This is a genomic window from Limnobacter sp. SAORIC-580 (assembly GCF_013004065.1).
Taxonomy (GTDB): domain Bacteria; phylum Pseudomonadota; class Gammaproteobacteria; order Burkholderiales; family Burkholderiaceae_B; genus Limnobacter; species Limnobacter profundi.
Window position 1 is genome coordinate 3,096,999 of sequence record NZ_CP053084.1, and the last position, 14,042, is coordinate 3,111,040.

General features: G+C 54.8%; 12 protein-coding genes. 6 read left to right on the forward strand and 6 right to left on the reverse strand.

Going from position 1 to position 14,042, the window contains the following annotated elements:
- The first annotated feature begins 17 nt into the window (after positions 1–17).
- Genes gspF through HKT17_RS14560 form a run of 5 tightly spaced genes read left to right on the forward strand, consistent with a single transcriptional unit; the run spans position 18 to position 6,474 of the window.
- Positions 18–1,232: a type II secretion system inner membrane protein GspF gene (gene gspF, locus HKT17_RS14540; protein WP_171101043.1), complete on the forward strand. Its 1,215-nt coding sequence runs from the start codon at positions 18–20 to the stop codon at positions 1,230–1,232.
- Complete coding sequence (locus HKT17_RS14545; RefSeq protein WP_171101045.1) at positions 1,229–1,942, forward strand: response regulator; 714 nt, start codon at positions 1,229–1,231, stop codon at positions 1,940–1,942. Before gspF ends, HKT17_RS14545 begins: the two co-directional genes overlap by 4 nt.
- 4 nt (positions 1,943–1,946) lie before the next feature.
- Entirely contained in the window at positions 1,947–3,845 is a 1,899-nt protein-coding gene (locus HKT17_RS14550) for a sensor histidine kinase (protein ID WP_171101047.1), read from the forward strand.
- Positions 3,846–3,856: 11 nt separating this feature from the next.
- Positions 3,857–4,570 carry a response regulator gene (locus HKT17_RS14555; RefSeq protein WP_171101049.1) on the forward strand — a complete coding sequence of 238 codons (714 nt, stop codon included), beginning with the start codon at positions 3,857–3,859 and terminating at the stop codon, positions 4,568–4,570.
- The gene (locus HKT17_RS14560; protein ID WP_171101051.1) at positions 4,567–6,474 is read left to right on the forward strand and encodes a sensor histidine kinase; all 1,908 of its coding nucleotides are present in this window, start codon (positions 4,567–4,569) and stop codon (positions 6,472–6,474) included. The genes HKT17_RS14555 and HKT17_RS14560 overlap by 4 nt, the downstream gene beginning before the upstream one ends.
- Positions 6,475–6,540: 66 nt before the next feature.
- On the opposite strand, the gene HKT17_RS14565 is transcribed toward HKT17_RS14560, so the two are convergent.
- The 6 genes from HKT17_RS14565 to HKT17_RS14590 all read right to left on the reverse strand — a co-directional run bounded on the left by HKT17_RS14565 (position 6,541) and on the right by HKT17_RS14590 (position 13,351).
- The gene (locus tag HKT17_RS14565) at positions 6,541–7,476 is read right to left on the reverse strand and encodes a hydroxymethylglutaryl-CoA lyase (protein WP_205882559.1); all 936 of its coding nucleotides are present in this window, start codon (positions 7,474–7,476) and stop codon (positions 6,541–6,543) included.
- Between the two features lie 5 nt (positions 7,477–7,481).
- On the reverse strand, positions 7,482–9,533 hold the full coding sequence (locus HKT17_RS14570; RefSeq protein ID WP_171101054.1) for an ATP-binding protein: 2,052 nt from the start codon (positions 9,531–9,533) through the stop codon (positions 7,482–7,484).
- A gap of 16 nt (positions 9,534–9,549) precedes the next feature.
- Positions 9,550–10,347 carry an enoyl-CoA hydratase-related protein gene (locus HKT17_RS14575; RefSeq protein ID WP_171101056.1) on the reverse strand — a complete coding sequence of 266 codons (798 nt, stop codon included), beginning with the start codon at positions 10,345–10,347 and terminating at the stop codon, positions 9,550–9,552.
- 32 nt (positions 10,348–10,379) lie between these two features.
- Positions 10,380–11,990 carry a carboxyl transferase domain-containing protein gene (locus HKT17_RS14580; protein ID WP_171101058.1) on the reverse strand — a complete coding sequence of 537 codons (1,611 nt, stop codon included), beginning with the start codon at positions 11,988–11,990 and terminating at the stop codon, positions 10,380–10,382.
- A 2-nt stretch (positions 11,991–11,992) separates the two neighbouring features.
- Positions 11,993–12,601 (reverse strand): 2-hydroxychromene-2-carboxylate isomerase, encoded by a 609-nt coding sequence (locus tag HKT17_RS14585; protein WP_171101060.1) that lies wholly within the window; start codon positions 12,599–12,601, stop codon positions 11,993–11,995.
- A gap of 81 nt (positions 12,602–12,682) precedes the next feature.
- Entirely contained in the window at positions 12,683–13,351 is a 669-nt protein-coding gene (locus HKT17_RS14590) for an exopolysaccharide biosynthesis protein (protein WP_171101062.1), read from the reverse strand.
- 157 nt (positions 13,352–13,508) lie between these two features.
- On the opposite strand from HKT17_RS14590, the gene HKT17_RS14595 reads away from it, so the two are divergent.
- Positions 13,509–13,997, forward strand: coding sequence for a hypothetical protein (locus HKT17_RS14595; protein ID WP_171101064.1), 489 nt, complete (start codon positions 13,509–13,511; stop codon positions 13,995–13,997).
- Positions 13,998–14,042: the final 45 nt, after the last annotated feature.

Sequence of the window (14,042 nt, forward strand, 5' to 3'; positions counted from 1 at the left end):
CGAGAGACTAGGCAAATATGGCAGTTTTTCGATACGAGGCATTAAACGCCCAAGGCAAAACAGTAAAGGGCTCGATGGAGGCCGATTCCCCGCGAGCTGCACGCAACCAGATGCGCATGCAAGGCATGACACCGATTGAAGTGCTGGAGGTGGGCAGCGCGAAAATGACCGGCAAGAAAGCTGGGCGCTTTGACCGGGAGTTGAGTAACCGCGAAGTTGTGCTTCTAACCAGGCAACTGGCGAGCCTTCTGCAAGCCCGCCTGGCACTGGCCCAAGCCTTGGCTGCGCTGGTTGAGCAGGCTGAAAAGCCCTTGATTCGGGAGCGCATCAACAGCATTCGCTCAGAAGTGGTTTCAGGCACACCGCTGAGCCAGGCGCTTGCGCAATATCCAAAAGCCTTTCCTGAGATGTACGTGGCCACTGTGGCCGCTGGTGAAAACACCGGTGATTTGGGCGGCGTATTGTCCAAACTGGCCGATGCGCTGGAAGCCCGCCAAGCCCTGCAGCAAAAGGTAAGCGCGGCATTCATTTACCCAGCCATTGTGACCGTGGTCGCATTGATGGTCGTGATTGGCTTGCTCACCTATGTGGTACCACAAGTGGTGTCTGTATTTGAAAGCAACAATCAGGCTTTGCCCACACTCACGGTGGTGATGATTGCCTTGTCAGACCTGCTTCGCGACTGGGGATGGTTAATGGCATTGGCGCTGGCAATGGCGATTTACCTGTTTCGCAATGCGCTGAAAAACAAAGCATTCAAACTGAAATTCGATGAATTCGTGTTGACCATTCCGGTAGTGGGCCCATTCATTCGCGCAGTGAACACAGCACGCTTGGCCTCGACACTCTCGATATTGGTGGGCAGCGGCGTTCCGATTTTGAAAGCCTTGGCCGCCGCAAACCGCACATTGGGCAACAGTGCCTTGCAACTGGCCATGGTCGATGTTCAGGAGCGCGTAAAAGAAGGCAGTGGCTTGAGCAAGGCCATGGGAAAAAGCGGTTTGTTTCCGCCGGTGCTGACTCATCTTGTGGCCAGCGGCGAAGCCACAGGGCAACTGGCTGCCATGTTGGAACGTGCCTCAGACAGCCAGCGCACCGAGGTGGAACGCAAAGCGATGTGGCTCACCAGCTTGATGGAACCCATACTTATTTTAGTGATGGGCCTTATTGTGTTATTGATTGTACTGGCGGTGATGATGCCGATTATTGAAGTCAACCAATTGATCCAATGAACATACAAAGCAGAACAGAAGTTGGACAAAACACCATTCGCGTGATGCTGGTGGACGACGACGACCGCATTCAGCAAGCGCTGCGCCAGGCCATTGAAACCCACCCTGAACTGAACCTGGTTGGGCAGGCCTACACTTTGAAAGACGCTCTCGCCGTGGTTGGAGAGCTGCAACCTGAAGTGGTGCTGGTTGACCTCGGCCTGCCCGATGGCAGTGGGTTGGAGCTGATTGCCCACATTCACCAACACATGCCTGGTTGCGAGAGCATGGTATTGACCGTGTTTGGTGATGAATCACATGTGATCTCAAGCATCGAGGCAGGGGCTACGGGCTACCTCACGAAAGACACACGCACTGCCGACATTCTTGATCGATTAAAACAACTGCGCGCTGGTGGCTCCCCAATAAGCCCTGTGATTGCCCGGCGATTGCTGAACCGGTTTCGCGGGGTGCCCACACCCGATCAACTCCCCACCAGCAAAACATCGGCGAATCAGGAATTCACACCCTTGTCGGAACGGGAGCAACAGGTGCTGGAAATGGTGGCCAAGGGATTTATGCAAGCTGAAATTGCCGATATTCTCGGCGTGTCCATCAACACCATCAGCACCTACATCAAACGGATTTACAAAAAACTTGCAGTGAATTCCCGCACCAGCGCAGTTCACCGCGCCAATGCTTTGGGATTGATCAATTTAAAAGACTGCTAAAACAATGCCAGGTGCCCAACTAAAGCCCGCGTCAAGCTGGGTACAACGACTTGGCCTGTTTTATGTATTGGCCGTGTGTATCGCATTAAGCGGTGCTGCCCTGCTTTTTTACGAAATCGCCAAAGCCACCCCCTCAGATCCAGGCGCCATTGAATTAGGTATGGCGCGCTTTGCGGCCCACACTGATTACCAAACCGAGCCGCCTGCGCACCTGGCAACAGCCACGGTGGTGCTATTGCCCCACCGAATCGACAACAAGTTGCGAGGCCCGGGCGGCTTTTACTGGTATGAAATGGATTTCACCGTGCTGCCGGAGAGCCGCATCGAGGCACTCTACATTCCACGCTTTGCCATGAATGCGGAGGTATACCTGAATGGCGAGCGTATCGGTTACTTTGGCCCTATGACAGGCGCGTATGCAGAGCGCAACTGGAATCGCCCCCAAATTTTGAATCTGAGTGCCCGGGTTTTGCAGCCCGGCAAAAACACACTGGCCATTCAAGTGCGGGCCTTTCCCGACTACTTGGCGGGCTTGTCTTCAATTTGGCTGGGCTCGGATGAAAACCTGCGCGAGGCCTACCGTTCGCGTTACGAGGTACAAGTGACTTCGGTTTACCTGAGCACAGCCTTTGTGTTGGGCGCAGGCATTGTGTTAACCATTCTGATTGGGATGGGCAAAACACGCAGCGGCCTGCTGATGTTGCTGGCTGCCACCTGTTTTTTGTGGGGCATTCGAAACCTGGCATTTTTGACCACAGTACCACCCGTTGAACATGGGCTGTGGATACAAATTACCCAAGGCGGCTTGCTGGTGTTCGCCAGTGTGATTGTGCTGTTGATCCTTTTGTATTGCCGTGTTCCCAAACACAGGCTTGAATGGAAAATATGGGGTGCCTACACAGCAAGCTTTCCGGTGCTGCTGATGATCAATGAAAACTGGGCACTGCGCCTGGTGGGCTACTACGGCATTCTTGGCTTGTGCATGTACAGCTGGAATGTGTTGCAACTGATGCGCTATGGCAACAGCAAGCAGTCGCTGGCACCGCACGCCTTCGGATTCGGCTTGCTGTGTTACATGGCCTTGAGTGTGTCTGATCTGCTTTTTCTCGCAGGCATTTTGCCCTTCGACGGTTATTTTTTGAACCAGTACATGGGCATTGCCATGTTTCTGGCCATGAGCTACTTTTTGATTGACCGATACAGCGGTTTGCTGGCTGAGTCGGATCGTTTCAATGAAACACTTCAAAATCGCCTGCTGGAGCGGGAGGCCGAACTGGCAGCGCAGTACCAGCGCTTGCAAAAAATTGATGAAGACAAGGTGAAAATGGCAGAGCGCCAACGTTTAATGGCCGACATGCACGACGGCTTGGGAGCCCACCTGGTGGCCGCAATTCACCACCTTCAATCCTCCAACTTCAATCGCAAAAACACATTAAACCTGCTTGAATCGGGCTTGCGAGATTTGCAGCTGACCATCGACTCGCTCGAACCAATTGAACAGGACCTGACTACCTTGCTGGGCGCATTCCGTTACCGTATCGCTGACAACATGCGCAGTGCGGGCATTCGGCTGCATTGGGTGATTGATGAAGACATACCCCCCATTCCCTACCTGGATGCACGCAACTGCCTGCATGTTCTGCGCATTGTTCAGGAAATTTTTACGAATATTTTGAAACACGCCAACGCCAGCGAAGTAAGCCTGCATGTTTCAAGGGGACCAAAATATGTGGGTGTTCATATTCAAGACAACGGCGTAGGATTTGTACTGGAAAGAAGCCAGCACGGCAGGGGTTTAAAAAACCTGAAACAGCGTGCGAGCGCTTTGGGCGGCAGCATTGATATTCACGCTGAAGCTGGGCAAGGCACCCGTTTTCTGCTCAAATTACCCTTGGACACCTAAACCGGCAAATCATGAACGCGCGAGATCTTGATCACATTGAAGCCAAGCCAGTCGGTGTGATCTTGGTCGAGGATGAACCCGCCACGCAAGACCACCTGACCCGCGTGATTGACTCCTCCCCTCACCTGACATTGCTCGGCGTGGCCAGCACCGTTCAAGACGCCTACTCCCTGTTGTTCATGACCAACCCGAAAGTTGCGCTGATCGATTTGGGTTTGCCCGATTCATCAGGCATTGAGGTGATTGAGTGGCTTAGCAAACACAAACCTGAAACAGAGTGCCTGGTGATTACTGCATTTGGTGATGAAGACCATGTGGTGAGAAGCCTGGAGGCCGGCGCAAGCGGCTACCTGCTGAAAGACTATTCCAACGAAGAATTGATTGAGCACATTCTGGAAGTGGCCAACGGCGGTTCGCCCATTAGCCCGTTGATTGCACGCCAGTTGCTGTCAAAAATGCAAATGCCGCGCGCTCTCGATGCCGATTGTGCTCAAAGCAAGGCCGATCAAGATGAATCGCAAAAAGCATGCAGCATTACCGACCGGGAATTGAAGGTAATTCAACAAGTGGCCCGTGGTTTTACAGCGCAGGAAATTGCAGCGCAAATGGGTATTTCAACCCACACGGTGGCGACTCACGTGAAGCGCATTTACAAAAAACTGCACGTGCACAGCAGGTCTGAAGCGGTGTATGAAGCCACCCTTCTGGGGCTGCTTGACCTTTGAGCCTGACTCCCGCCGACCGCCTGTTTATTGGGCGTTTCCTGCTTCTTTTTGTGGCGACACTGGTTGTGGCGTTGTTAGGTACATTCAAAGCCCCACTGCCCGCCCTGGGTGACAAGAATTCACACCAGCAAGCCTATTTGTTTCAGCAGGCCAAGGTACTTTTCTCCAATGACCCCACCTTGAGCGCCGGTGATGTGTTGTCGCTGAACGCAAAAAAAACCGTGGTACTTCCCGATTCCTGGGACACGACACAACCTTCATTTGAAGGCCAGGGCTGGTATCAAATCGATTTTCGCCTGGACCCCGACAAACCCGTTCCCAACGCGGTGTTCGTGCCAAGGGCCATCATGAATGCCCATGCATACTTGAATGGTCACTGGATTGGCGGGCTGGGCACCCTTGAAGGCGACATTACCCGACACTGGAATTACCCCTACCTGTTCCAGTTTTCGCCCGACCTGCTTGCCCCCGGTAACAACACCTTGCTGATTCAGGTTGCAGGCTACAAAAACTACCGAAGCGGACTGGGCAGGGTATGGCTGGGACCCAATAGCGTACTTGAACCCATGTATGAATCGTCGTACCGCTGGCAAGTGACCGGGTCGATGCTGGCCACCCTGGTAGCCTTTGCCAGTGGTGTGTTGTTGCTGTTGTTTGCACGGGTATTTCGGGAACAGGAAGGGTTTTTTTTCTTCAGCCTTGCCGTGATAATTTTTGCCATTCGCAACACTGGCTATTTCATGGACTGGATTCCCCTGCCCCACGCGCAGTGGGGCCAGTTGGTCCACAGCCTGCATGCGTGGTTCGCCTGCCTGTATGGGTTGTTCCTGATCCGCTACATGAACCTGGGGTGGACGTGGATTCCCAGAGGGCTGGTGGCCTACGCAATAGCAGTGTCGCTGATCACACTCACTGCGGGCAGTGAGCAAATACTGAATTTCACATTCTGGCTGCTGTTACCGGTAATTCCAGTGGTGTTTGTTCTCAACGTACTGCTGCTGAGCCATTCCTGGCGTACGCGCAACTTTGAAGGCGCCATACTGGGTTGCAGTTCGCTGTTGTTTGTGTTGCTCAGCATTCGTGATTTGGCCACCATGCTGAACCTGCTGCCGATTGAATCCATTCTGCTTTCGCAGTACACCGGCATTTTGTTGTTTGTGTCGGCTTGCTGGGTTATTTTCAGGCGCTACCGAGCCTTGTTGCAAGAACTGAAAACGTCGAACGATTCGCTGAACTCCGAGTTGGCGATTCGCGAACAGCAGCTGTTTCGCCAATTCAATTTGCTGCGCAAAATTGAGCAGCAACGTGCCCAGGACGATGAACGACGACGCATTATGCAAGACATTCACGATGGGGTCGGTTCCAGTTTGGTGTCGGCCCTGAACCTGAGCGAAACCAAGCCCTTGAGCCAGGATGAAATGCGCGATGTATTGCAGGAGTGCCTCGATGATTTGCGCATGGCGATTGATTCACTCGACCCGCAAAGCGACGACCTCTTGGCGCTGTTGGGTAATTTCCGGTGGCGCTATGAACGCCGCTTGAAAGCCAGCGGTGTAACGCTGCTGTGGAGTGTGGCTGACATTCCAAAACTGGAGGGCTACAGCTCTCGCGACCTGTTCGATTTACTGCGAATTGTCCAGGAAATTTTTGCCAACAGCCTCAAACATGCCAAAGCCAGCAAGATTGAATTGAGTGTGCGATGGGATGAGGCCAACGACAAAGTGTTGCTGAACATCAGCGACAACGGTGTGGGCATGCCCCAGAACACACTGGGGCGCGGACGTGGTTTGGCACACATGAAAATTCGGGCCAAAGCCATTCGAATCGAGCTTTATACCGGGCGCAACAGCCAGGAACAAGGCGTGGCAGTGTTCATGGCCATTCCCAGAATGCGTAGAAAATAAGCAAGGCAGATGAGTCATTTTCGGCAGTAAACCGTGCCACCACCGGAGGAGCACTTCACTGAGTGCTCAAGCACCCGTTTCGGTATTCAGTTTATTCCACACCGCACGGCCGGCACGGCTGGTGTAGGGCTTGCCGATGCTGCCTGAAATCCACGCGCCAGTTTGCACCAGTTTGTGCATGTTCAGGCCAGTGTCGATGCCCATGCCTTGCAACAGGTAAACCACATCCTCGGTGGCCACGTTGCCGGTTGCACCTTTGGCATATGGGCACCCCCCCAACCCGGCGATCGAGCTGTGGAAGGTAGACACACCCAACTGCAAGGCGGCCAGAATATTGGCCAGAGCTTGCCCATAGGTGTCGTGAAAATGGCCCGCCACATTGTTCAAGCCCACGCTGTAACCCACAGCCTCGAAGACCTGGCTAACCCTCAGCGCGGTACCCACACCAATGGTGTCAGCCACGTCAAATTCCTGCACACCGATGTCGCGTAGACGCAAAGCCACTTCAGCTGCGTTTTGCACCGGTACCTCACCCTGATAAGGGCAACCCAGCGCGCAGGAAATAGAACCACGCAAGTGAATGTTATGGGCTTGGGCCAATGCAGCCACAGGTTTGAAACGCTCGATGCTTTCGGCAATGGTGCAATTGATATTTTTTTGCGTGAATGCTTCCGAGGCAGCAGTGAACACGACGGCCTCTTGCACGCCGGCTTCAATCGCAGCTTCCATGCCCTTGAGGTTAGGCACCAGGGCCGAGTACGACACAGTACGATCCTGTAGATCCGGCAGGGCTTGCAGGCCAGCCAACACATCCGCGCCATCGGCCATTTGCGGTACCCACTTGGGCGACACGAATGCGGCGGCTTCCAGCCTGTGAATGCCCGCCTCGATCAACTGTTTGCACAGTTCGACCTTGATGGCAGTAGAAATGGGTGTTTTCTCGTTTTGAAGGCCATCGCGTGGGCCAACCTCAACCAGAGTCACCTGCGAAGGAAGTTTGATCATGCTCATTTTGCCGTGTCGTCTTCTGAAAAATGAATCAACTCGGTGCCCTCGGTCACCTGGTCACCCACCGGGTGCGGAATGGCCTGCACCACACCATCGCAGGGCGAGTTCAGGGTGTGCTCCATTTTCATGGCTTCCAGGCCAATCAGGGGTTGGCCTTTCTTCACGGTGTCACCCACTTTTACAAGCACGGCGAACACCTTGCCCGGCATGGGCGCGGCCACACCATGTGCATCATGCCCTTGGTCAGCACGAATGTGCGCCGGGTTTTGCCATTGCAGGTTCACCTGTTCAGCGCCCACATGAATGCTGAGATTGTCGCCATGCCAGATCAAATCAAACGTGCTGCCTGCGTGTGGGCCAGTGTTGATACTGCCTTGGATTCGAGCCAAGCCACTTTGATTGCCCTGGCCTGTCAGTGTTGCAATCAAAGAAGTGCCCGAGCATTGAATAGTCGCCTGCTGCCCACTGACCAAGACATGCGTGTGCGTGGCCAAGGCAGTATCGCGGTTTGACCAGCGATCTTCCCGCAAGGGTGGTGCACTGGAATAGAAACCGTCGAGCTGGGCCATTGGGTCGGCGGTTCTTTGGCCTTGGGTGTGTTGATGCAAAGCCCAGCGCGCAAGACCGGCCATGGCATGCACAGTGTCAGGATCAATCGGGTTTGGTGTGTCAGTAGCAGTACTCATTCTGTCTATCAGCCCAGTGTCGTACCCACCTGCTGCGAATTCCGGATGCAGGCAAAGCCCGCGCAACCAGGCCAGGTTGTTTTTTACGCCGACACAGCGCAGCTGCGCCAATGCGTCAGCCAGTTTTTTTAATGCCGCATCGCGTGTGGGTGCCCAAGTAATCAGTTTGCCTACCATGGGGTCGTAATAAGGCGATACGGCCAAGCCAGAGCGCATGGAGGAGTCCAGACGAATTCCAGCTGTTCGGCCTGCGTGCGTACCGGTGCGAAACTCGATTGCATCGGGTGCTTCCCACAATTCAACGGTACCAATGGCAGGCAAAAACCCCTGCTCCGGGTTTTCGGCATACAGGCGCGCTTCAAACGCATGGCCGTCAATGTGAATGGTTTCCTGGGTCGCTGGCAAGGGCAAACCTGCCGCGATTTCAATTTGCCATTGAACCAGATCGAAACCGGTGATCATTTCAGTCACCGGGTGCTCCACCTGCAAGCGGGTGTTCATTTCCATGAAATAGAATTCGCCACGCGCATCCAGCAAAAACTCCACCGTGCCAGCGCCCACATAATTCACAGCCTTGGCCACTTGCACCGCTGTGCGCCCAAAGGCTTCACGCTGTTGCTCGGTGAGCCCGAATGCAGGTGCTTCCTCAATCACTTTTTGGTGGCGACGCTGTGCCGAGCAATCACGTTCAAACAGATGCACTACATTGCCGTGGGTGTCGGCAAACACCTGCACTTCCACATGGCGAGGCTGGATAATCTGTTTTTCGAGCATCACGGTGGCATCGCCAAATGCGTTTTTGGCCTCGCGCTGGCAACTTTCAAGTGCGGCTTGCAAGTCGCCTGCGTTACTGACAATTCGAATGCCCTTGCCACCACCGCCGGCCACCGCCTTGATCATCAGCGGAAAACCGATTCGCTCCGCTTCAGCCTGCAAAGTGGCCAGCGATTGATCGGCACCAAAGTAACCAGGAATGAGCGGTACACCCGCAGGCTGCACACAGGCCTTGGCCTCGCTTTTGCTGCCCATGATCCGAATGGCTTCTACACCCGGGCCAATGAAGGTGATGTGTGCCTCGGCACAAGCCTGCGCGAAGGCGGCATTCTCGGACAGAAAACCGTAGCCAGGGTGAATGGCCTGCGCGCCGGTTTGCCGGGCTGCTGCAATCACTTTGTCGATATTCAGGTAGCTTTGCGCAGCCTCGGGCTCGCCAAGGCACACCGCTTCATTGCATTCCTGCACATGCAGGGCCTGTGCGTCGGCCGTGGAATACACCGCCACGGTTTGAATACCCATGGCTTGCGCGGTGCGGTTAATTCGGCGGGCTATTTCGCCACGGTTGGCAATCAGTATTTTGGTGAACATTGTGTGAATAACCTTTTTAGCCAACCCACTTCGGTTTGCGTTTTTCCATGAAAGCCATCATGCCTTCGGCGGCTTCGGCACTGCCGCGCACTTCAGCAAGTCGTGCAGCCACATCGGCGTGTGTTTCATCGGCGGTGATGTCCATGCGTGACACATCGCGAACGAGTTTTTTGCACGCCGCCATGGCATCGGGGGCGCAACTGTCCAGCTCGGCAAGAATCGATTCCAGCTTCGCATCCAGTGTGTCGGGCGTGGTCAGCTCATGCACCATGCCCAACTCGTACGCTTTCTCAGCCGTGAATGTTTCGCCAGTGATGAAGTAACGGCGCGCAGCCTGCACACCCATGGCTTGAACCACATAGGGGCTGATGGTGGCGGGTATCAAACCACGCTTGACTTCCGGCAAGCTGAATTTCACATTGTTGCTGGCCACAATAATATCGCTGGCACTGACCAGGCCAGTGGCACCTGCCAGGCACAAGCCGTGCACACGCGCCACCACGGGCTTGGGGCATTCGGCAATGCCGCGGAACAGGCTGGTCAGGGTAATGCCGCTTTGCTGGTTGCTGGCGGCTTGCTGGGCCATTTGCATCATGTACCCAAGATCGGCTCCTGAGCAAAATGCATCGCCGTTCGCTGCCAACACAATGGCGCGGGTATCCGGGTCGTTTCCCAAACGCTGAAATGCTTCCACAAGCACAGCGATCATTTCGCCGTTCATGGCGTTTTTAATGTGCGGGCGGTTCAGCGTCAGCCACACGGATTTTCCCTTGCGGGCTTCAATCACGGGTTTTTCATTCGACTGTTCTGTCATTGCGGTGTCTCCGTTTTTATTCTTGTACGCATTTACATTCTGTAGACGCCGAACTTCGTATCCGGAATTTCGACATTCAAGCTGGCTGAAATGGCCATGCCCAGAATACGGCGGGTATCCACCGGGTCGATCAAGCCATCGTCCCAGAGCCTTGCTGTGGCGTAATAGGGTTGGCTTTGTTCATCGAACTGCTTTAGCGTGGGTGCCTTGAATTCGGCTTCTTCTTCCTTGCTCCAGGTGCCGCCTTTGGCCTCAATCTGGTTTCGCTTCACGGTGGCCAACACGCCAGCAGCCTGTTCGCCACCCATCACACTGATGCGCGCATTGGGCCACATCCACATAAAGCGCGGGCTGTACGCACGACCACACATGCCGTAATTGCCAGCACCGAAGGAGCCACCGATCACCACTGTGAATTTGGGCACCTTTGCACAGGCCACTGCCATGACCATTTTCGCGCCATGGCGCGCGATGCCTTCGTTTTCTACTTTCTTGCCCACCATGAAACCGGTGATGTTTTGCAAAAACACCAAGGGGATCTTGCGTTGGCAACACAGCTCAATGAAGTGAGCGCCTTTCTGGGCTGACTCGGAAAACAAAATGCCGTTGTTGGCCACAATGCCCACCGGCATGCCATACAGGCGCGCGAAACCACACACCAGCGTATTGCCAAAGCGGGCCTTGAATTCATCGAATTCACTGCCGTCGACAATGCGGGCAATGATGTCACGCACATCGAACGGTTTTTTTGCATCCACTGGCACAATGCCGTAAATTTCCTCGGCGCTGTACAGCGGCTCTCTGGATTCCGTCAAAGCCCAGGGGTAGCGTTTCTCGGGTCGACCCAAATTGGCCACAATGCGCCGGGCAATTTCCAAAGCATGTTGATCGTTCTCGGCCAAATGGTCGGCCACACCGGAAAGGCGTGTGTGCACATCGGCACCACCCAGTTCTTCGGCACTGACAATTTCGCCCGTGGCGGCTTGCACCAAGGGTGGGCCACCCAGAAAAATCGTGGCCTGGTTTTTCACGATGATGGCTTCATCGCTCATGGCGGGCACGTACGCACCACCGGCGGTACAGCTACCCATGACCACCGCAATTTGCGCAATGCCTTGCGCACTCATATTGGCTTGATTAAAGAATATGCGACCAAAGTGATCTCGGTCTGGAAACACCTCGTCCTGGTTGGGCAGGTTGGCCCCGCCAGAGTCGACCAGGTAAATACAGGGCAAATTGTTTTCTGCGGCCACTTCCTGCGCGCGCAAATGCTTCTTCACGCTCAAGGGGTAATAGGTGCCGCCTTTTACGGTGGCGTCATTGCACACAATCATGCAATCCACACCGCTGACGCGACCAATGCCTGCAATTGCACCGGCACCCGGCGCAGCGCCACCGTACATGTCCCATGCAGCCAAGGGTGCCAGTTCCAGAAAGGGCGAACCCGGGTCAAGTAAACCAGCCACGCGTTCGCGGGGCAGCAGCTTGCCACGCGCTGTGTGGCGTTCGTTGGCCACTTTGCCACCGCCTTGTGCCACCACTGCCAGGTTGGCCTTTAACTCGTCGACCAGTTTTTTAAGCGCTGCTGAATTGGCCGCAAAGTCGGGGCGGTTTTTAACATTGTTGGAATCAAGAACGGCCATGTTCAGAAAGGCCCCTGCACAACCCAGCGACGCAATTGTTCCATGCGATCCTGGCCCCAGAAGGCTTCACCATCCACCACAAAGTACGGTGCACCAAACATGCCGGCATCGATGGATTCTTGCACTGCGTTCTTCATTTGTTCCTTCACCGCATCCGTTTGGGCACCTGCAATCAAGGCTGCACCATCCAGTCCGATGGAATCGGCCACCGCCTGCACAGTTGAATCTTCGGTAATGTCCTGCCCATCTACAAAGTAAGCTTTGTACAAAGCACGGGTCAGTGCGCCGGCCTTTTCAGGCTGGGTGTTCAGCACCTGCAAAATGGCACGCGAACCGGTTGTGGCATTGATCGGGAATTTTTTGGGCCAATTGATTTTCAAGCCATGAAAGCGCGCGGTGCGAGCGAAGTCTTTTGCGGAGTACTTGCCCTTGGCCGGGTTCATCATGGGCGCGGTGTTGCCTGTGCTTTTGAACACGAAGCCCAGCAAGGTGGGCTTGTAATTCACACTGCGGTTACCTGCGGCAGCAATTTCCTCGATTTGCTCGGCGGCCACATAGCTGTAGGGGCTGGTCAGGTCGAAATAGAAATCAATCGTTTGTTTGGTAGTCATGGTGCTATTTGGCTCCAGATTGGGGTGTTTCTGTGATTCTATCGAACTTAGCACCCGGTTCGCAGGCTTGCTTGCGCCTTGTCAGGAAAAAAGCCAACCGAGCCACTGGCTGGCCCACGGTTGCTTAGATACCCACACAAACACGGCATAGCCGCCCCACCACAACAGCACCACCAGCAAAGCCGCCAGCACCGTGAACACGTAGCCCGCCAGCACCAGCCTGCCGTCCCGAACCCTAAGGCCAAAAGTGATGCACACCATGGCCGCAGCCGGCAGCACATTGTCGAATGAGGCAAAGGGCACAGGTGCAGCCATGCACAAGCCCGCGAACGCCAAGACCAAGCCATTCACCGGGCGCATGCGTGGGTGGCTCATGATGAACAGGCGCGGCTTGCTGTGCGGCGCAACCCTGCGAATAAACACACCCAGAATGGTTTTCAGCACACTGGCTGCCTTAGGTGGCAGGCGTTTTTCCCCAATCGAATTGGGAATGGGCACACCAAACCCCAGGGCATAACCCACACCCAAGAGGAAAGTGAGATAACCAAGGCTGGTCGCAATGCCTGGAATGCCGAAGGGCAAGAGCAAAGGCAAAGCGGCCAGACCGATCCACGTAAGCTGTTGCTTGGGACTGCGGCCGATGGCATCGGCCACGGTGGCCTGCGCCATATTGTCAGCAAACAGCACCACACGCCGCCATGCATAGGGCAGTTCTTCGAGCTGTCTGTCTTGATCGGTCGGGTTAGACAAAGGTGATAAATAGGGTGATCGGCCAGCTATCTTAGGCGATATTGCGCTTACCCATGGACTGGCATACCTATTTCGAGCGAAGGGTAAGCCCGATAGACAACATCATCACCTAAGCATCACTCTAGATGATGAAAACATATCCATCGCGGGGGTCTTCATGTTCAAACACACTTGTCTCTTAATTGCCCTGGGTATTGGCGCTGCGCCCATCCAACCCGCCTTCGCAGAACGCTTTCCCGAAGTGCCCCGCCCGATTGATTACTTTGTAAACGGCGAGGAAATCCTCGCAGTGAACACACTTCGCGACGACATTCGCGCCCAAGGCAATTTTCCTTTGGCAAAAGCATTGCTGACCATCGGCCGAGACGATCTGCTGGGCTTGAACCGTGGCCAGGACAGCTTTGACACAGGCACCCTGGAAACTCCCCTGGGCGGCGAATTCGAGGTGGACAAGGAACAGGTGGCGCAATTTCGCACTGCACGTGCGCAGCGGGCCAGCCGCGGTTTGAATGGCGGGTTTGACACACCATTGGGCGGCAATTTCAGCGATGGCAATATGGAACAGGCGGTTCAGTTTCGCAGTGAGCGCGCAGTGCGCGCAACCCGTGGCTTGAACCGTTTGGGGTACAGAAGCGGATTCAATTGATTCAAACAACAAGGGCTGCATTACTACAGCCCTTTAATCAATCAG

Bases quoted from the DNA above. Each gene is read 5' to 3' on its own strand.
- gspF (WP_171101043.1), top strand. From the start codon at position 18: ATGGCAGTTTTTCGATACGAGGCATTAAACGCCCAAGGCAAAACAGTA.
- HKT17_RS14545 (WP_171101045.1), top strand. From the start codon at position 1,229: ATGAACATACAAAGCAGAACAGAAGTTGGACAAAACACCATTCGCGTG.
- HKT17_RS14550 (WP_171101047.1), top strand. From the start codon at position 1,947: ATGCCAGGTGCCCAACTAAAGCCCGCGTCAAGCTGGGTACAACGACTT.
- HKT17_RS14555 (WP_171101049.1), top strand. From the start codon at position 3,857: ATGAACGCGCGAGATCTTGATCACATTGAAGCCAAGCCAGTCGGTGTG.
- HKT17_RS14570 (WP_171101054.1), bottom strand. From the start codon at position 9,533: ATGTTCACCAAAATACTGATTGCCAACCGTGGCGAAATAGCCCGCCGA.
- HKT17_RS14575 (WP_171101056.1), bottom strand. From the start codon at position 10,347: ATGACAGAACAGTCGAATGAAAAACCCGTGATTGAAGCCCGCAAGGGA.
- HKT17_RS14580 (WP_171101058.1), bottom strand. From the start codon at position 11,990: ATGGCCGTTCTTGATTCCAACAATGTTAAAAACCGCCCCGACTTTGCG.
- HKT17_RS14585 (WP_171101060.1), bottom strand. From the start codon at position 12,601: ATGACTACCAAACAAACGATTGATTTCTATTTCGACCTGACCAGCCCC.
- HKT17_RS14595 (WP_171101064.1), top strand. From the start codon at position 13,509: ATGTTCAAACACACTTGTCTCTTAATTGCCCTGGGTATTGGCGCTGCG.